Source organism: Streptomyces sp. SLBN-118 (genome assembly GCF_006715635.1).
Taxonomy (GTDB): Bacteria; Actinomycetota; Actinomycetes; order Streptomycetales; family Streptomycetaceae; genus Streptomyces.
This window is the reverse complement of sequence record NZ_VFNP01000002.1, coordinates 3,771,113-3,788,653: the sequence shown is the minus strand read 5'-3', so window position 1 is coordinate 3,788,653 and position 17,541 is coordinate 3,771,113. Positions and strand designations below refer to the sequence as shown.

At 63.4% G+C, this 17,541-nt stretch carries 18 protein-coding genes; 13 read left to right on the top strand and 5 right to left on the bottom strand.

Annotated features, from left to right (window positions below):
• Positions 1 to 22 precede the first annotated feature (22 nt).
• Positions 23 to 2,320, bottom strand: a complete 2,298-nt coding sequence (locus FBY35_RS35855; RefSeq protein WP_142218027.1) for an NACHT domain-containing NTPase — start codon at positions 2,318 to 2,320, stop codon at positions 23 to 25.
• A 159-nt stretch (positions 2,321 to 2,479) separates the two neighbouring features.
• Here FBY35_RS35855 and FBY35_RS35850 point away from each other — a divergent pair, with 159 nt between their 5' ends.
• Complete coding sequence (locus tag FBY35_RS35850; RefSeq protein ID WP_142218026.1) at positions 2,480 to 3,280, top strand: hypothetical protein; 801 nt, start codon at positions 2,480 to 2,482, stop codon at positions 3,278 to 3,280.
• Positions 3,281 to 3,392: 112 nt separating this feature from the next.
• On the opposite strand, the gene FBY35_RS35845 is transcribed toward FBY35_RS35850, so the two are convergent.
• The 4 genes from FBY35_RS35845 to FBY35_RS35830 all read right to left on the bottom strand — a co-directional run bounded on the left by FBY35_RS35845 (position 3,393) and on the right by FBY35_RS35830 (position 10,032).
• A complete protein-coding gene (locus tag FBY35_RS35845; protein ID WP_142218025.1) occupies positions 3,393 to 4,730 on the bottom strand; it encodes a site-specific DNA-methyltransferase in 1,338 nt (445 codons plus the stop codon).
• Between the two features lie 64 nt (positions 4,731 to 4,794).
• On the bottom strand, positions 4,795 to 5,850 hold the full coding sequence (locus FBY35_RS35840) for a hypothetical protein (RefSeq protein WP_142218024.1): 1,056 nt from the start codon (positions 5,848 to 5,850) through the stop codon (positions 4,795 to 4,797).
• A gap of 635 nt (positions 5,851 to 6,485) precedes the next feature.
• The gene (locus tag FBY35_RS35835; protein ID WP_160159374.1) at positions 6,486 to 8,462 is read right to left on the bottom strand and encodes an AAA family ATPase; all 1,977 of its coding nucleotides are present in this window, start codon (positions 8,460 to 8,462) and stop codon (positions 6,486 to 6,488) included.
• Between the two features lie 475 nt (positions 8,463 to 8,937).
• Entirely contained in the window at positions 8,938 to 10,032 is a 1,095-nt protein-coding gene (locus tag FBY35_RS35830) for a DUF1152 domain-containing protein (protein WP_260848931.1), read from the bottom strand.
• Positions 10,033 to 10,113: 81 nt separating this feature from the next.
• Between FBY35_RS35830 and FBY35_RS35825 the strand changes: the two genes are divergently transcribed.
• From FBY35_RS35825 to FBY35_RS35770, 12 genes are all read left to right on the top strand, one after another.
• A complete protein-coding gene (locus tag FBY35_RS35825) occupies positions 10,114 to 10,854 on the top strand; it encodes a GntR family transcriptional regulator (protein WP_142218021.1) in 741 nt (246 codons plus the stop codon).
• 287 nt (positions 10,855 to 11,141) lie between these two features.
• Positions 11,142 to 11,585: an ATP-binding protein gene (locus FBY35_RS35820; protein ID WP_260848930.1), complete on the top strand. Its 444-nt coding sequence runs from the start codon at positions 11,142 to 11,144 to the stop codon at positions 11,583 to 11,585.
• 107 nt (positions 11,586 to 11,692) lie between these two features.
• Positions 11,693 to 12,421, top strand: a complete 729-nt coding sequence (locus FBY35_RS35815) for a GntR family transcriptional regulator (protein WP_142218020.1) — start codon at positions 11,693 to 11,695, stop codon at positions 12,419 to 12,421.
• A gap of 138 nt (positions 12,422 to 12,559) precedes the next feature.
• A complete protein-coding gene (locus tag FBY35_RS35810) occupies positions 12,560 to 12,901 on the top strand; it encodes a hypothetical protein (protein WP_399209540.1) in 342 nt (113 codons plus the stop codon).
• 4 nt (positions 12,902 to 12,905) lie between these two features.
• The gene (locus FBY35_RS35805) at positions 12,906 to 14,246 is read left to right on the top strand and encodes an FtsK/SpoIIIE domain-containing protein (RefSeq protein ID WP_142218018.1); all 1,341 of its coding nucleotides are present in this window, start codon (positions 12,906 to 12,908) and stop codon (positions 14,244 to 14,246) included.
• Positions 14,247 to 14,324: 78 nt separating this feature from the next.
• Positions 14,325 to 14,936, top strand: coding sequence for a DUF2637 domain-containing protein (locus FBY35_RS35800; protein ID WP_142218017.1), 612 nt, complete (start codon positions 14,325 to 14,327; stop codon positions 14,934 to 14,936).
• Positions 14,937 to 14,953: 17 nt separating this feature from the next.
• The gene (locus tag FBY35_RS35795) at positions 14,954 to 15,166 is read left to right on the top strand and encodes a hypothetical protein (protein ID WP_142214578.1); all 213 of its coding nucleotides are present in this window, start codon (positions 14,954 to 14,956) and stop codon (positions 15,164 to 15,166) included.
• Positions 15,136 to 15,327, top strand: coding sequence for a mobile element transfer protein (locus FBY35_RS35790; protein WP_142214577.1), 192 nt, complete (start codon positions 15,136 to 15,138; stop codon positions 15,325 to 15,327). The genes FBY35_RS35795 and FBY35_RS35790 overlap by 31 nt, the downstream gene beginning before the upstream one ends.
• 10 nt (positions 15,328 to 15,337) lie before the next feature.
• Positions 15,338 to 15,532 carry a hypothetical protein gene (locus FBY35_RS35785; RefSeq protein WP_142214576.1) on the top strand — a complete coding sequence of 65 codons (195 nt, stop codon included), beginning with the start codon at positions 15,338 to 15,340 and terminating at the stop codon, positions 15,530 to 15,532.
• Positions 15,533 to 15,548: 16 nt separating this feature from the next.
• Positions 15,549 to 15,848: a hypothetical protein gene (locus FBY35_RS35780; RefSeq protein WP_142218356.1), complete on the top strand. Its 300-nt coding sequence runs from the start codon at positions 15,549 to 15,551 to the stop codon at positions 15,846 to 15,848.
• 153 nt (positions 15,849 to 16,001) lie between these two features.
• Positions 16,002 to 17,324 (top strand): replication initiator, encoded by a 1,323-nt coding sequence (locus FBY35_RS35775; RefSeq protein ID WP_142218016.1) that lies wholly within the window; start codon positions 16,002 to 16,004, stop codon positions 17,322 to 17,324.
• A complete protein-coding gene (locus FBY35_RS35770; RefSeq protein ID WP_142218015.1) occupies positions 17,317 to 17,535 on the top strand; it encodes an excisionase family DNA-binding protein in 219 nt (72 codons plus the stop codon). Before FBY35_RS35775 ends, FBY35_RS35770 begins: the two co-directional genes overlap by 8 nt.
• Positions 17,536 to 17,541: the final 6 nt, after the last annotated feature.

Below are 17,541 nucleotides of genomic sequence, written 5' to 3'. Positions count from 1 at the left end.
CCTACCCGAGCGTTGCAGCGCCTCAGTCGTCGAGGATGCTGTCGGTGCTCGACTGTGGAGCCTGGAGGATCCGCCGGACCCGGCTCGCCATGCCCCGAACCGGGAGGTAAATCCGAGTGCCGCTGGATCGGGCGGGGGTGATGAGCCCAGCCCCGGTGAGCCTTTGAACCGCCTCCGGGACCAGCTCCCGATGCCTGGTGTCCAGGCCGCGGAAGAGCGCGGACTCTTTTCGCCCCGTGCCACGCTGGGCGTAAATCTTCTTCAATATCGTGAGTAGAACCTTGTTCATCGGTGTTGTCTTCAGGGCGAGGATGCCCTTGGCTGTCGACATTTGAGCGTCGAACTGGGCCACTTCGCAATCGACGAAGCGATCTGCCTGGAGCGCCGACCACCCGGCTACTCCTGTCATCTGCCCGATGAGACAGTTTTGGAAGTGCGGGAGCGCGTATCCGCTATGGTCGGTGAGGTCCAATTCCTGGATCAGGCAATTCTGGAAGCTCAGCCAGTCATAGCTCTTAGCATCCGCGGTCAGCGAGAAGCCGCGAAGCTCGATCTCGTGCAGGGAGATCGAAGTGCGGGGCTCATCCTCGGGCCAGAGGCGCGCGGCAACCCGGATGATGTCCCCGATGACGGCGTCCGAGACGCCCCGGCGTTGGAAAGCAATGGCGGACGAGTAGGAGCCCCCCGAACTCGCGATGCCTTCCGCTTCAAGCCGCGTGGCGGCAACGTCGACGCCGACCTCGTCCAAGCAGGCGACGCTGTCCGTTAGCTCCAACAGCGGGCTGTCCGTGTTTGGATCGAGCACGCATGCTACGACGTCGCCCGCTCGGGCCGCATCGGCAAGAGAGACGTCGACGAAACGCCGTGAACCGTCGACGCTGTCCATGGCCCCGAGGCCCGGGAGCCGTTGCAGGAGTTGGTAGGAGCCCTCGTCTGGGGCGTAACCGCACACCGACTGGAAGACGGACGTTAGCTCGTCTTGTGAGATGGGCCCCAGGCCGTCGCTGGAGCGTCGCGCCTGGGTAGCGAGCCGCTCCAGTACCCTCCGGACGGTGAATCCATCAACCCCCACCTCCATGCTGGCCTCTCGCTCGGCGATGCGGTCCAGCATCATGTGCCAGCCTTCACCCGCCGAGCGGCCGAACGTTCCCTCGGTTGATCCGTAGAGCGCGCTTGACGAGCCCAGGTAGCTCAGCAGTAGGGGACGCGAGGGCAGCCAGTCCGGGAGCGCTTCGTGCCATCCGTAGGCGTTGAGGATCTTCTTCGTCTGCTCCTCCGTCGGTTCGCCCGCCATCAGGAACAGGGAGTTGTCGCGGACGCCTAGCGCGTTGCGCATCTCGCGCTCGCTGTCGAAGAAATGGGCGCGCCCAGCGAGGACGATGGAGGTCGAGGCGCGAGACTCCTCGCAGAACCGGCGCACAAGTTCCACAGACCGGCGGCGGATGTCGCGCATGGCTGACATCCTGCCGATCCATCCGGGCGTCGCGATCTCGTCGAAGCCGTCCAGGATGAGCGTCACGTCGCCCGAGCGCCATGCACGGACCAACTGGGAGGGCGTGGGGAATCCGATGGCGCGAGCGTGGCGCTCCAGGGCCTCGACGGGCAGGACCTGGCCCTGGTGATCGCGCAGGTTGAGGAGGATGGGGAACGGCCGAAACGGGTTCCTGCGGTGGTCCTTGGCCAAACGCTGGTACAGCTCGCGGAGGAACATGCTCTTGCCGGCGCCGTAGTCGCCATACAGGAGGACGGATCTGCCGTCCGCCACCTGCTGGGCGACACGATCGATCGAGAACGATTCGCTGGTTCCGCTTTCCACTGGGTCGACCGCCACGTAAGGCTTGAGGTCGCTGTAGTCGCCGCTGCTCGGTTCGCGCGCGCTGCCGAAGGGGTAGGACGCACGCAGTTCCAGGTACCGCAAAGAGTCGACGAGTTGGCTTCGAAGCTGGGCGAAGCTGCATGCAATGAGGGGCCGGCCAAACCCCTTGATGACCGTGCGTTGGTCGGCGGTGGGTTCGTCGCGCGTGACAAAGAAACCTTTGATGGACTTGAACGGGTTCTGGCGGGCCATAGCCAGACACGCCTCTTGGAGCTTCTTGCCGTCCTTCTCCGCCTTGTTCTTGTGGCGGGAGACAGTGCACTCGACGATGGTGACCGAGTCCGGCCCTACGAAGACGCCGTCACGTTCGGCGGTGCCGATGTAGGTGGAACCTTGGAACTCGTTCTCCTGGGCGAAGAGTGCGCGGGATATGCGCAGGACTTCGGCCTCGAACTCGGACTCTTCTTGCTGCTTCTCGTCCGCTGGCACGAGGGCCACCTCCATGTCGCGTGTCTTCCGTCACATCCTATGTGCGTTAGGGGTCTGATCGCTGGTCTGCAGCTGCCCTTCGACGTGAGTGCCGCTGAGATGCGGTGACCAGAGGGCGGGAGCATCCTGGAAGGAGATGGTGAATCGGCTGACCGCGCGACAACGGGAGTCATCATGCCCACCCCCGAGGATTACGTACGCTGGGTGCACGAAAATACGAGGAACTGGGGGACATGGCAGCCGTATGAGACGATGGATCTCGGCGACATAGGCTATTTCACCAAGGCCAAAATATTTGAAACGACAGACTTCAACGCCGAGGGGCTTCTCGGGAAACGGCCAAGGCCTGGGGCTAAGCATGAAATCACCGATTGCATAATCGGCAAACATAGGAAATTTGATATATCCGGCTACGGGCAGGGAGGGATAGCGTCAGTCGGCAGCAGCCTCACCGTGTCGATAGGCAAGGAAAAGGGGTGCCTTCTCTATATAGCGCATGGCTACACGCAAAAGCTACGGAAAGTGGAGGCACTGCTGTCGAGGATGCGTGATGCGGTACTTGCAAAGGACTGGAGGCTCGACTATGTGCTGGTCGGCAAACGTCTCGTAGTTCGCGATGGGTTCGCTGTTCTCTTTAACAAGGGAGACGCATCATTGAGTTTCACCGCTAAAGCGCCACTGGCAGTGAATCAGTCGGTAGAAGCAGCGCTTAAGGCTGGGGTTGGATTCCAGGGAAGCTCTGGGGAAGTGGATTTCTACACGCTATCGGGGGAGAGTACACCGACTTTCGGTTGCGCTTGGAGAGTGCGGCGTGATCTCAGGGATGCGCTATTCGGCGGAAAGGCCAGCAGGGCCGACGTGCATGACTTGGTGTTCGGGGCTGGTGGTTCTCCTTCCATCAACAAAGAGGAAATACTGAGCCACGCTCCAGATTGGTTGTTTGAGAAGCACTACATGTTCGACGCTCTGCCATAGTGCGACCGGTTCTGCCTCGTAGCGTGGTCCCTGCCCATAAGCGGCTCGGCTCTGAGGCACGTGCCGACACCGGGTCTCAGCGATCAAATCCCGACACGGCCGCCATCCATGGCTAGCCGGGAGATAGCGTCACGACACTCTCTCGTAGAAAACGTGAGTTCGTTATGCGACGCCGCAAACTCCGTGCTACGGAAATCTCCTCGACATGCCAGTTCGAGAGCTCAGCGAGACGGGCCATCATGAGATCGGCGGCGATAACAAAAAGGGCGTTTCCGCTTCCATGAGCCGAATTACCAACCACGTAGACCAAGCGACCTTCGCTAGAGATGATCTTCCGGCAGTGGCGGAAAAGCGTGAGCATATCGTCTGCGTATCCCTTGATCAATTGCCTCCTGCCGGTGGCGTATCGATCGTCAGGCACGGCGTCCAATATCGGCTTGAGCAACTCGCGTACAGCTTCTGCATCACCAGATGATTCGTAGTCGTACTCGTCGGAGAATCGTACGCTCGGGTGGCTTCGGAGAGTCCTAAGTCGCTGAGAGCGGAACTGTTCCGAATCCTCGTAGAATCCTAGATACCATGCTTCGGTTTTATATATCTCGGTGTAGTCGATGTTATTCGGGTAGGGAGGGGAGAAGACCACCAGGTCCTTTTTTTTCGATTCGTCGATGTATAGCAGTGGCCGCCTTCCATCTCCGAGTGTGACGGATGCCATACCTGCCGCTGACTGCGAGCTGTCCGTGTCCTCAATCATCTGCTGAACGCGAATTGAGAACTCAACCCATGGCTCCCTGGGCTGCCTTTCAGAAGCGTAGCGAAGAGCTCGCCCATCCCTTCGAAGCCGGCTCGAAGATTCCACGCAGGATGCTGCAGCAGTGAGCAAAAGGTCACAGGCTAGAGCCGGCGCGTCACAATGCTCAATCGCTGCTTTGATACGCAACAGTGAAGTCAAAAGGGAAGGCGGAAAGTATGCCTCATTGGAGAAAGTTGAGAGCGCAGGGGGGCTGGCCATGAAGGGAGCGTCGCTCGTGTAGAGGCGCTGTACTTCTTCATAGGCGTTTCTGAGTTGCTGAGCCAGGTGCGGGCCCGCCTGCAGGGCCCTTACTTTGCTACTCGAGACATGATGCAGAAATGGGTTTTGCTCAATCCCGGTTGCTGTAACCCGAACCTCGGAAGACATCTCCAGCGCGCTCACGAGCGTTGTACCGCCACCAGCGAAGCAGTCCAAGACTCTGAGTTCTGACATACCTTCAAAACTCAACTGCTTTAGTATCGTAGGCAAGAGGTCTACCGAAAAAGCCTCTTTCAAGTGAAACCATCTGTGGAATGGCTTATCGCTGTTGCCTGTAGGGACAACTAGGCGCTCGAATTCAAGTGAGCCATCGACCGAGTTCCATTGGGATTCGAGTGCTTCGTAGTGGGCTTCCACGCTGGGGTTTGCGTTGATCATGTTTAGTGGCTCACGTTATCATTGTCTCGCACGGCTTTTAGATTGACTGAGATGTGTACGGTAACTACTGGCATACGGGCTCGCAGAAGAGCCGCACGGGTGTATCAAAGTCGTGCCTCGCGAGTAAGTTGGATGGGTAGTCGATTTCCTCATTTGCGTAATGAAAGCCGTCGGCGTAACTCACGCTCGTACTTTCTGGCGTGACGCCTTTCCGTCGGCCATCAAAGACCACCAGGTATCCACGAGCCTCCGTATCAGGGTCGTTGGCATGGTAAGAGTCCAGGTAGTCAGCGAGCTGCTTGGCCCCGCCTTTCGCGCGAGCGGCAAAGTAGGGAGTCTTGGTCTGCTTAGTGGCGTCGTGACTAAGTCCGAGCCACTTGATCTCTATGAGAGCAACGCGGTTTGAAGCGGTCCAAGTAACCTTGATGTCTACGGGCTTAGTCTCGTTGACATTCTGCTCAGGCATCACCTGTATGGGGCCGTGATCACGCAGAGATGCTCGGAGGTATTGTTGAAGCGAGCGCCGCATGGTCGCTTCGGGCTTGTTGACAAATACGAGACGTGCAGGCTCCCTCCAAGTAGTGCGGAAGATGTCACACTGCGCGTGGCGAACTGAAATGGTGCCGTACCGGACGAGTGACTCTCTTAGGTCCAGAAAATACGGGACTGCAAAGTAACTCGGAAAGTTCGCTATGGTCGGTACGCTGTGTGCCCCTCCGGGAGTGATGATCTGTTCTTTCTGATGGCCTGAGTAGCGATAAGAGACAAACTGTCCGTTGATAGCGGCAGTGTCTATCTCAGCGCACCAGGCGCGTATGGTGCCGTTGTGTTCGAAGTGAATAGACAGGGGCCCGGCTTCCTGTCGGTACCACGCCGTCAACTCACGTGTTTGAGTGAATACGGCCGGAGCTACGCCGGCTTCCACAGAACCAGTGTCCAGGGTTCGTATAACAGTCAGCCCTTTGGCCAGTCGTTCGGTGGTTAGAGCGTCGTGTGTTTCTCTCACCCGGGTAATCAGTTCCCGAAGCGCCTGAGCACCTGCGGAACCAAGCTCGCGATGGACCTTCACCGCAAATAGATCGCGAGCAATGTCCGCCATCGCCTTTACATCTACCAGCACCGATTCCCCCTATACGGCCCAGTTGTCGGCTTCGTCAGACGGGCGGAGCTGCCCAGCGCCGTCGAGTGTGGTTGAGAGATACTCGAGCCAAACGACAGCCGGAATCATGAGGTCGTCAGCCTCAGGCACAGCTTGGGATACTGCCCGGAAATGCTCCATCAGAGTCTCGCGACCACCTTCGCCAAGGAGTTCACGCTTACTCGATAGCTCCAAAGCCCGGCGCAATGAAGGCTCAGCGTTGATCGATTCACCCACTGCTGGGAGAGGAATTATCAGGGTACTTCCGCAAGCCCCCGTGAGGTACGGCATGCGGGCCTGAAATCGCCCCAGTGAAGCGTATTGTTGCCACTCGTCGAGTCCGGCGTCGGACAGTTGCAGGCCGGAAGAACTCGTTACGAGTAGGGAGGAAATTTTGAGTTCGTCGACAGCTGACGAAAGCGATTCGCTATAAGGAGCAGCAGAGTGCGTTGCTGAGAACTGGTAACCCCATTCGCTTGGCGGGTTTCCCTCGTAGACCGAGAGAAGGCACGAAAGGTAAGCAAAGAGGCTAATCTCGCCCTCGGTCGCTCCGCCCGACACGACGGATAACTCCTTGCTGACGGTGAGTGTGTCAAATACAGCGTCAGGGCTCAATGTCACAGTTGCACCGTGCCCTGCTGGTCTTCGGCACTGGAAAGAATCGCTTCAACCCGCGAGTAGGCTTCGTCAAAGAGAGCTTCCTCGCTTGCCTGGACTTCACTCAAGGCTGACCAGTCGGTCATCCTTACAAGCTCCATATGCTCTGACCTGCAAACTTCAGCCAGTCGCAGAAGTAGCTGATTAGCATTGATGTTCGCGGTCATGATCATGTTTTTGCCGGAAAGGACGAACTTGCCAAACATCGCGCCGGCGCGTGCCTCATAGGCGATGTCTAGTGAGCCCTCGGGGGTATCTATGTAGCTAGTGACTGACTCGCCAGGCTCTGTCATCTGTTGAATTAGGGCCATTCGCAGTGCTATGTCGATGAAGAATCGCTGGCTTTCCGAAAGGGCGGTTGTGGCACGGCGACGCGTTCCCTGTACTTCAAGCCCAAGCACGAAGCGGGTCTTGTCTGCTGTGTCTAGGAAGACATCGAGGTCGAGTCCCAGGAATTGACGGGCCAATTCTCGGAACGCTGGCACAAACTCTGTCTCGGCTGTTTCGTAGGCAGAGCGCAAAGCGCGTTGTAGCGGCTCTAGTTCTCGTCGGGCTGCATCTCGCTTGTCACGCCATTCATCCCTTCTCTCCGCAGCTCGCTTGCGCTCGGCTTCAGCCAGGCGTCGCTGATCGAGCAAGCTGGAGATACTGCCGTCAGAAGTGGGCAGCGCCTTCGCGTTGGCGCTCTCAAAGTCTTCCAGAGCCTGAGTTGAGTTGCTGTGGAGTTTCAGTGCATCGTCGACCGCTTTATCGAGTCTGTCGCGACGAGCTTGAGCGGCCTTTAGCCTCTCGCGGGTTGCAGCAAGATGCGTGTCAACTTGTTTAAGGGATTCGAAAGACTCTGCAGTCGGCGACTCTCGCTCAATGGTGGAATCGCAGAAGGGGCAGCAGTGACTGTCCAGTTTTTCGGATAGTCTCGTGCTGATATGGGAGTCTTCAGTTCCGCATACGCCGCACCTGTTGGATTGCAGTGCCTCCACTACCAATGGATGGAGGCGCGGAGCTGAATGGCTTTTCAGCCGCTGAGAGAAGACTTTGTCGTACTGATGCCTCAGAGCCTGGTACTCGGCACTCACGTTGGCAAGGTCGAGTCGTGCATCTGCTGCCTCACGCTGAAGCCTGTGGAGCTCACTTGCATGAGCATCTACCTGGTCAACCAAGTTTTGATGCTTCTCGGCAAGGCTCTCAAATGCTGCCTCATCGATGTCGGCGACGCCCATTTCCTTCATGCGTCTACGAGCCGTTGTTACTTGCCACTGTGCGTTTCGCCGCTGGGATTCTGCCCTATTTACGGCATGGGTCAGCTCATCTGCCCGCTTGGCATCTTCGGCATGAACGCCAAAAGCGAGGTAGAGCATAGGGGTTGTTACCTGCTCATCCCAGAAAAGAAGATGGCGACGCTCGTCGAACGTAAGCAGGAAGTGTTGAAGGAATACGAATTGATCGAAACTGCTTAGGCGGCAATCCTCAAGCAGTAGGCGCTTGTAGTTCTCGTGACGTAATTCATCGTCATCTGTGTCGATGCTAAGGATTTCACCGGCTTCGTTCACGATGCGCAAGAAACGTAGCGCTTCGGGCTCGAAGAGATTTCGCGTCAATTCATATTGCCGTGATCCGACGGTGAATTGTAAACTCACTTCGGCGGCATCTCGGTCTAGCTCTTCGATTCGGCCGTCAAAATAGTGTCGCGAATACTCGAGGTTGTTCGTGTAAAACTTGCGAGTGGAAGCGAAGGCGTTACGGTCCGGATTCGCTACGATTCCTGTGAGGCCAAAATTGATGGCGGCGAGAAAGGATGATTTTCCGAGCCCGTTCGCCCCTGCGAGACAGAACACGCCGCGCTGAATATCCACTTCAAGCGTCGGGCGCTCCCGATAGATGGAGAAGTTCTGTAACCCGACGTGCTCGATCGTGGGTAGCCGCCGCCTGATGCTCACCCTGCCACCCTTCCTGAGACCGAAGACCACGCAAAGTTACAGGACGGGGCTTGTTCGACGCTACGACCCGTCAGAAGGTGGTAAGCGCACTGCCGTTCGCGCCGGCGGCGTCCGCAGTTGGTCGGTGGAGCGGGTTTGGTCGGTGCCCTGCCCGGTTTGGGGTCGAGCATGATCAGGGGGCCGTACGCTTGCCAGCAACTCGGGCAGGCTTGTCACCTGCCCGCAATGTGTCCGAGTGGCCCCCTGGTCTTGCTCGACGCGGGACCCGGATCGGGGAGGTGGCTAAAGCCGCGGAGCCGACCGCCCCAGCCCATGTCGGCCGTTTTCTCCTCGGCCAAGACGGCTCGCTCTAGCCGCGCGACCGGCGTAGCCGGGGACGGAGCGGGGCGGAGACAGGAGCGTGTCCCCGGCGGTGAGCCGGGGAGCGCGCGGCGAGCGGAGCGAGCCGCCTTGAACCCGTGAAGAAAGTTGTTACTCAGGCGATGTGTGGGATGTGCCAGAGCGGGGCTTGGTACTGCTCCGGGCGGCTGCTGAGCAGGAGGGCTCTGAGGTCTTGGCGCTGTTTGCCGTTGAGGTCGAGGGCTTCGGTGAGGCGGCGGAATGTCGTGTGGGTGACTCCCCGGGCACGGGCCTGGGCCTCGAACTGGTGGAGTCGGCCGAGCGTCGTCTCGGGGTCGAGTTTCTGCTCTGGCTGGGTGCCGAGCCAACTGGCCTTGTTGCGTTCGTAGTCGATTTCGGAGTAGCCGCAGATTTCGCGGCTGTGCTGCTCGACTTCGTCGAGGGTTTCGGTGGCGAGGATGGCGCGGGCCAGCTCGTTGCGGTTGAGGGCGTCGTCCAAGTCGGCTTCGTGGATGGTGGGGCCCTCGTTGGTGAGGGGGACCGGGAGGCCGGCGTCCCGGATTTCGCAGAGACCGCGGACTCCTTGGGCGGCGGCGGCGAGCATGGCCGTTGCTTCCGAGGGGTGCCATTCGAGGACCGAGCTGACCGGCTCGACGTGTTCGGCCGTGAGGGTCAGCAGAGTTGGGCCCATGCGGTCGCGCAGGTCCTCGGCGGGGATCTCGCCATCGAGGCCGGGGCCTGCGACCAGGAGCCTTACGGGCGCGTTGACTTGGCAACAGGCCGCGAGCGTGAGGGCGTCGGCGAGTGGGCTGCGCAATGTCGGCTCGTCGCCGCGGGCGAGGATGTCGCCCCCGACGTCCAGGAGGTCGATGGACTCGGGCTCGAGGTGCTGGATGAGTTCTTCGAGCTGGCGTGTGATGCCTTCGGCACCGTGGTGCGGGTCGATCAGGGCGAAGGTCTGCGGGAGCTCCGCAGCGAGTCGCGGGAGGGTCGAGCCTGCCGGAGCTACCGGACGGGCATCGCCGGGTACCGCCTGGACGCTTCTGGTCAGGGGGTGCAGGCCGGTGAAGCTCGCTGGGCCTCGTGGGCCTGGGACGGGGTCGACCAGGAGGCGGTCCCACGCGTATGTGAAGACCACTGCTGGGCCTTCGTCGCCGTACAGGGCGGCGTCGAGCATTGAGGCGGCGACTGCGTCGCCCCCTCCACCTGCTGCCACGATCAAGCGCGTCACCCGCGTCAGCGTACGGGTAGGCGGCATGGCCACTCACCCTATAGTGGCTAGAGGTCATAGCCACTTAGGGAAGGGGCTCGGATGCCGCAGATTGAAGAGACCCAGCCCAAGTACCTGCAGATCGCGCATCACATCCGCGATCAGATCTTGCGCGGAGACTTGCGGCCGGGGGATGAGGTTCCGTCGGAGAGGCAGCTGGCGGCCGATTGGAACGTGTCGCGGCCGACCGCCGCCCGGTCGCTGGAAGCGCTGAGCCATCAGGGCCTCGTCGAGAAGCGGCAGGGATCAGGGACGTACGTCCGTGGCCTGCAAGTGAACCGGCGTGCACGTGAGTTGTACGGGCGAGCCAAGCAAACGGGCCTGATCTACACGCCCGGCGAGTACGCGGTGATCACATCGGCGGGCTGGCTGGACGCCCCCGACTACGTCGCCGAGGCGCTGAACCTTGCACCCGGCAGTCGTGCCGTGCACCGCCGACGGGTGACCAACAATGAGTCCGGGCCGATCACGCTTTCTACCTCGTGGTTCGCCGCCGCGGTCGGTGAGCGGGCGCCCAAGCTCCTGGAGCCTGACCGGATCCGGGAAGGCACGTTGATGTACGTCGAGAGCATGACGGGACGTCAAGGGAGCTACGCCGAGGACCGGATGTGTGCGCGAGCCGCCACCGGCGAGGAGGCTGCTGACCTCCAGTTGCCTGCTGACTCACCTGTGTTGATCGTTCACCACGTGGTGTTTGACATGCAGGATCGTCCGCTGGAGTTCGCCGAAGCGACCTACCCGCCTGGGCGTTGGGCCTTCGAACAGGGCTACCCGATCACGTAGAAAGCCGTGGCTCTGGCTGCGAACCACTTGCGCGTCTCAAGTGGCCAATGCCACTATCCAGTAAGTGGCTAAGGCCACTTACTGGAAGGGGGCGTGGACGTGATCAAAGACGGCGCAGGGTTAGCGCGCAACGCGCATGCGCCATGCGTGGGTTGCCGGGGTCAGGGCTGGAAGCGCGTAGGTTCCCGTTCGGCCTTGGCGGCCTCCGCGGCTGACGGTCGCCCGCGCACTACGTCCAAGCGGCGCTGTCTCGACTGCGACGGCACCGGTAGGGAGCAGCGGAGCGCATGACTGATGCCGATGGCCGGCGCGACGAAACGGGCTCCGGCCCGGTCTCGATCGGTCGCATGACCCTCTACCCGGAACCCGAATCGGTAGCCCGGGCCCGCCGATGGTTCCGGAAATTCCTGGAGCCCTACGACCTGTCGTGCTCGCTCGACGACTGCGTCTTGATGATCTCCGAGCTTGTCACCAACGCGATCCTTTACGGGGAGGCGGAGGACGAGTGGCGGGTGCGCGTCGAGTGGTGGCGCGTGAAGGAGGCCCTGCGGGTCGACGTACACAATCCCGGATTCCCGGCGCACGTCTGGATGCGGCAGCCGACCGCAGACGAGGCGCACGGGCGTGGACTCTGCCTGGTCAACGAACTGTCGGACTCGTGGAGCGCCGGGCCGAGCCCCTTCGGCGGGACCTTGGTGTCGTTCCAGGTCGACGGTGCGTGGAAGCGCTGAGCCGTGACCGGATTCCGCGGGAGTTCTGTGCCATGGGTGGCTACCACCTACTGAAATGAGTAGGTTGGTTGACAGGTTGACTTGGCGAATTCCGACTAGGCGGGGCTATGGCGTACGAAGTGGCTGCACCCAAGTACGTGCGGCTGGCTCAAACGCTTCAAGGTCGGATCGAGGACGGAACGTACCCGCCCGGCACCCTGGTCCCTAGTGAGAACCAGCTCGTTCAGGCCTTCGGCATGTCCCGCCCGACAGTCGTCCGGGCGCTTGAACTCCTCAAGCGGGATGGCTGGCTTGAGTCCCGACAGGGATACGGCACCATCGTCCGCGGCCGACCGGAAGCGGCGGAACAGAAGGACCGACGTGGACGCGAAGCGCTGGAGCGCGACGAGTCCAGAGCCGCGGGCCGCCTGGTCGAGGTTGAAGAAGTACCCGTGCCGCCGCGCGTGGCTTCGCTACTCGGCGTACCCAAGCGGGCCAAGGTCCTCGTGCGGCGACTGCTGATCGAGGACGAGGGCGAACCGGTCGAGCTGGCCTCGTCTTACTTCCCCGCAAGTCTGGTCGACGGCACGGACCTTGCAGGTCCCGCACCCGTTCAGGGCGGGCTCCGCGAGCACCTGGAGTCGCGCAAACGCGTGCGCTTCGATCACGTGACAGAGCGCGTTTCCCCTCGGCTGGCGACCAAGGGCGAGGGGAGCCTCCTCGGCATGGCCGCCGGTGAAGCGCTGCTCAGCGTTCTCGTCGTGGCCTTCGATGCGTCCGGGCAGGCCCTCCAGGTGACCGATGTCCTGCTGCCGGCTGACCGGCAGGAACTCGAAGACACGTACCGGCTCGGCTGAGATCTCCCAACTGATCCATCCAGTAAGTCACTTGAATCACTTGACAAGTCAACCTGGCATCCCTAACTTCGAACTTGCTAAGTCAACCTGTCAGGTCCTGGCGGGTGTCTACACAAAGGAGAAATTTCAGTGCGTGTGATGCGAATCGACGCCTCGGCGGCAACGATCCTGATGACCGAGGCTCCGGCGCCGAAGCTGCGCGACCGGCAGACCGGTGAGATCGCCAAGGACGCAGTGACCGGCGAGGCTCTGATGACGATCGGCGTCGTCTACATCGATCAGGGGGAGTCCTCACTGATCGCGGTGACCGTTCCGCAGAGCGGCGTCACAGACGGACTCGCCGTCGGCGCGCCCGTCTCGCTCCCGGGACTGGTCGCCCGCCCGTGGGAGAGCGTCTTCAACGGTCAAGCACGACATGGCATCGCCTTCCGTGCGGCTGCCATCGCTCCCGGCGCGTTCCAGGCCGGGCAGGAGGTCTGATCCCGTGGCTGACCTGGTGACGCTCGCCGAACTCGGGGGAACACTCACCGCCGTTGGAGGGGTGGCCTACGCCCGCAAGGCTCACCCCGCGGTCTACTGGTCCATGGTCGGCCTGCCCCTCTCGACGGCCCGGCTGCTGGTCTCGTACGGCTCCACCATGGATGCGTGCGGGCTCACGGTTCCGCCGTCCCGTCTGCGGGCGCTGGCCGTCAGGGCGACCACTCGCCGCGAAGTACGCCCGGTCCCTCCCCGTCGCGGTCTGGTCCGCCCGACCGCGACGGGGCTCCGGGTACGGCTCCGTCTCGCCCCCGGTCAGGAACCGGCCGACGTGGCTGCCTCGTGCGAACGGCTTCGGCACGCCTGGGGCGTTCACGCCGTGCACGTCCGGAGCATCAAGCCGGGCGTCGTCGAACTGCGGCTCGTCGGCTTCGATGTCCTGCGGGACGTGAAGATGCCGCGTCGCGCAGACACGGACCTTCTCGCCGTGCCAGTGGCCCTTCGGGAGGACGCGACGCCGTTCGTACGCGACTATCGGGCGATACCTCACCAACTCGTCCTCGGAGCCACGCTCTCGGGGAAGTCCATGTTCCTTCGCAACCTGCTGACGGCGCTGGCGGCTCAGCCCGTGGCGCTCGTCGGCATCGACTGCAAGCGCGGTGTGGAGCTCGCTCCCTTCGCGCCCCGGCTTTCGGCTCTGGCCACGGACCCGGAGCAGGCCGCCGAGCTGCTGCCCGTACTCGTACAGGAAATGGAGGACCGCTACGACCTGATCCGGGCCCGGCAGAGCGTCCCGCCCGGCGTCCGGGACGAGGAGATCACCTCCGACATATGGGGCTTGCCTGACGACGAACGACCGGCCCCGATCGTGCTCTTCGTCGACGAGGTCGCGGAACTGTTCCTCGTCGCCACCCGCAAGGACGAGGAACGGCGCGACGAGATGGTCACCCAGCTCATCCGCCTCGCCCAGCTCGGACGGGCCGCGGGCATCTACTTGGAGGTCTGCGGACAGCGCTTCGGGGCCGAACTGGGCAAGGGGGCGACCATGCTCCGGGCCCAGCTCACTGGCCGCGTCTGCCACCGCGTGAACGACGAGGCGTCGGCCAAGATGGCGCTGGGCGACATCGCTCCTGAGGCGGTGTACGTCGCTTCCGCCATCGCTCCCGAAGTGCCTGGGGTCGCGGTCGTCGGCGACTCGTCCGGCGGCTGGTCCCGCATTCGTACGCCGTACCTTTCCCTCGCCGATGCCGCGGCTACCTGCCGCGACTCGGCGCATCTCGCCCCGCACATACCGGCGCTGGAGTCCTTCCGGCCCTACGCCTCGGCCGAGCTGAGTCCGGCGGGCTGAGCGCTCAATCCCCCGGCTGGCGTGACCGCATCGCGCCGAGTCCCTACCCCGCCATGCCCCCAAACCGGAGGTCCTGCCGTGCGAGCGCTGCCCGTCCGCGTCGACGCCGTCCTGATCCAGGCGGTCATCGCCGCCGCGCTCTCTTTCGCGCACCTTCATGACCTGGCCGTGGCAGCTGGCCAGGACGGTTGGAAGGCGTGGGCCTATCCGGTCAGCGTCGACCTGCTGATGGTCGCCGCCTGGAAGCGACTGAGGTCGGGGGAGTCCCGGGCAGCCGGTTGGTCATGGTTCCTGGTGGCCATCGCCGCGAGCCTCGGCGCGAACGTGGCCACCGCGGGACTGCTCGACCTCGACAACGTTCCGGCATGGCTCCGCATCACCGTGGCGGGTTGGCCGGCGGTCGCCTTCCTCGGCGGCACGCTGCTCGCCCACGGGGCCAACGAGCGTATGGAAGCGGTCGACAAACCGGCACCGCTGCCCGATGACGAGCTGGATACGCCCGCGCTGCCCGCGACTCCTGAATCACCCCGCAAGCCTGACCAGCTCCCGGCCGCTCTCGTCGACCACGCCCGGAAAGTCGCGGCGGAACACCGCACCCGTACGGGATCGCCGATCGACACCTCCACCCTTCGCGCCCGGCTCGGCGTCCTGATGCCGCTCGCCGAGGCTATCGCCGCCCAACTCACCTGACCGACAAGGAAACGCCGTTGCGTCCGTCCACGCTCCGCACGCTCAAGCGCGCGGCCGAACTCACCCGCCAGAACCACTTCGTCGAAGCCGTGCTCCTTGCCGAGCCCGTGATCCTCAGCGCCGACGAGCAGGAAGCCGCCGAGATCCGCCGCTGGCTCATCGACCACACCGCCCAACTCACCCAGGAAGGGACCCACTCATGCCCGCACAGCCGCGCTTCCGACGCGTGATCCGCGTCGGCCCGGTCCAGGTCGGGACGTACTACGACGGCCGTGGCCGCGAGAAGCACACCGCCGCCTGCACGGCTCCCCGCTGCGGCTTCTCCACCGACTTCGACAGTCGAGCCGCCGCCGAACTGGCTGCCCGTACTCACCGCTGTTCCGTCCGCTGAGGAGCCTCCCGTGACCGTGAGTCTGCCGCTCGTCTTCGTCCTCGGCGTCATCGCCTGGGCCGCGATCAAGTTCCTCGGCATCCGCCTGTGGGTCGCCGTCGTGATCGCCCTCTTCGGCTTCTGGCTCTCTCAGACCTTCCTCGCCCCGGCGATCGAATCCGGCACGCGCTCCGGAGTCGACGTCGTCAACGGCACCAACAAATGAGAGGAGAACTGCCGTGCTGCTCCGCCCGAAACTGCCCGACGCTCCGCCTGTCCCGACCGCGCACCTCATCACCTCGGCGCTACCCGCCGAGCGGCACCACACCGCCCCCGTATGCGCCTGCCAGCACGCTCCGGTGGCTTCCCCTGCCCGCCCGGTCGCGCCGTACGTGGGCCTCGGCGTCGGAGCGGTCGCGGCCGTCCTCGTGGTCGGCGTCGTGCTGACCGCACTCCTGGCCACGGTCGCCATAACGGCCGTGTCCGTCTCCATCGCAGCCCTGGTGCTGCGCTCCCAGCTCAGCAGCGCACGAACGCGCTGACCGGCCTGCCGGGGCGGCCTCGATACCGCCAAGCATCCCGCCGCCCCGGCAGGCACTGACCCTCCCAACCACTGTCGAAAGGACAGCTCCATTACTACCGGACACACTCCGCCCCCGCTCAAAGACCTGGGCGGGCTCGCAGCACTCGGCAACATGCCCGCCCTCGTCCGTCAACTGCGTGGCCTGGGCGGCTGCACACACCCCGTACGACTCGACGGCCACCGCACCGAACACGAACTCAACCCGCACACGGGTGAGATCGGCCGGGTCCTGCACCATCTCAACTCGGCAGAGCTCCCGGCCGGCCATCTCCTCGTGCGCTGCAACAACCGCCGGGCGACCCGCTGCGCGGCCTGCGCAGAGGTCTACCGCCGGGACACCTACCAGCTGATCACCGCCGGACTGCGCGGCGGCAAGGGCAACCCTGAGACGGTCGCCCAACACCCAAGGGTGTTCGCCACCTTCACCGCGCCGGGCTTCGGGCACGTCCACAACCGGCCCACCGACCGGCGCGGAACCGCACGGCCCTGCCGCTGCGGCCTCCTGCACGACCAGGACGACGACCTGCTCGGCGTCCCCCTCGACCCGGCAACGTACGACTACGAAGCCTCAGTGCTGTGGAACGCTCACGCCGGGATGCTCTGGCGGCGCTTCTCCATCTACCTGCGCCGAGAGATCGCCAAGCGCGCCGGGCTCACCCAGCGCGACTTCCCGAAAGCCGCGCGGGTCTCGTTCGCCAAGGTGGCCGAGTACCAGAAGCGCGGCGCGGTCCACTTCCATGCGGTGATCCGTATCGACGGCCCGGACGGTAGCTACAGCTCCCCTCCGGCCTGGGCAACGACCGAGCTGCTGACCGACGCGATCCAGGCCGCTGCGCGCAGTGCGACCGTCAACGGGCCCGTGGTCGACGGCCGGGCGCATGACTTCAGGTTCGGTCGACAGCTCGACGTACGCCCGATCCGCTCCGCCGACTTCGAGGGCCCGGCCGAACTGACCGAACGCGCCGTCGCGGCGTACATCGCCAAGTACGCCACCAAAGGCGCCGAGGCTGCTACCGGCACCCTGGACCGCCCGATCAAGTTCCTGGCAGAGCTGGCCCATGCGCGCATCACCGACCACGCCCGGCGGATGATCCGCACGGCCTGGCTGCTCGGCGCGCGCAAGGACCTAGCTGAGCTGCGACTGAGGGCCTGGGCCCACATGCTCGGCTTCCGCGGCCACTTCTCGACCAAGACACGCCACTACTCGACCACCCTCGGCGCGCTGCGCAACGCCCGAGCCGAGTGGCGGCGCGCCCAAGCGCTCGCAGCCCTGCCCGAGGAACTTCGCTCGATCGAGGCGGACCAGGACGAGGAGACGACGTACGTGGTCGCCCACTGGGCGTTCGCCGGTATCGGCCTCACCCGCGGCGAGGAGTGGCTATCCGCCTCGCTCGCCCCCGCGCTCGGCACGGAAGGAGAACCCACCCATGCCTGAGCGGCGAGCCGTGGATGCCGCCGATTCCTCGCTGGTGCTGCTGACCGTGGAAGAAGCCGCTCAGCGACTCCGCATCGGGCGTACGACGTGCTTCAAGCTCGTGATCGCGGGTGAGCTCGAATCGGTGACCGTCGGCCGACTCCGTCGTGTTCCGCCCGATGCTCTGCCCGCGTACGTGGCAAAGCTCCGTCGTCCGTCTCGCGCGGCCTGAAGGGGG

Excerpts from the sequence above, each read along its gene's own strand:
- FBY35_RS35790 (WP_142214577.1), top strand. The coding sequence starts at position 15,136 with ATGCCCGCACAGCCGCGCTTCCGACGCGTGATCCGCGTCGGCCCGGTC.
- FBY35_RS35825 (WP_142218021.1), top strand. The coding sequence starts at position 10,114 with ATGCCGCAGATTGAAGAGACCCAGCCCAAGTACCTGCAGATCGCGCAT.
- FBY35_RS35770 (WP_142218015.1), top strand. The coding sequence starts at position 17,317 with ATGCCTGAGCGGCGAGCCGTGGATGCCGCCGATTCCTCGCTGGTGCTG.
- FBY35_RS35815 (WP_142218020.1), top strand. The coding sequence starts at position 11,693 with ATGGCGTACGAAGTGGCTGCACCCAAGTACGTGCGGCTGGCTCAAACG.
- FBY35_RS35775 (WP_142218016.1), top strand. The coding sequence starts at position 16,002 with ATGCCCGCCCTCGTCCGTCAACTGCGTGGCCTGGGCGGCTGCACACAC.
- FBY35_RS35845 (WP_142218025.1), bottom strand. The coding sequence starts at position 4,730 with ATGATCAACGCAAACCCCAGCGTGGAAGCCCACTACGAAGCACTCGAA.
- FBY35_RS35855 (WP_142218027.1), bottom strand. The coding sequence starts at position 2,320 with ATGGAGGTGGCCCTCGTGCCAGCGGACGAGAAGCAGCAAGAAGAGTCC.
- FBY35_RS35850 (WP_142218026.1), top strand. The coding sequence starts at position 2,480 with ATGCCCACCCCCGAGGATTACGTACGCTGGGTGCACGAAAATACGAGG.
- FBY35_RS35810 (WP_399209540.1), top strand. The coding sequence starts at position 12,560 with ATGCGAATCGACGCCTCGGCGGCAACGATCCTGATGACCGAGGCTCCG.
- FBY35_RS35820 (WP_260848930.1), top strand. The coding sequence starts at position 11,142 with ATGACTGATGCCGATGGCCGGCGCGACGAAACGGGCTCCGGCCCGGTC.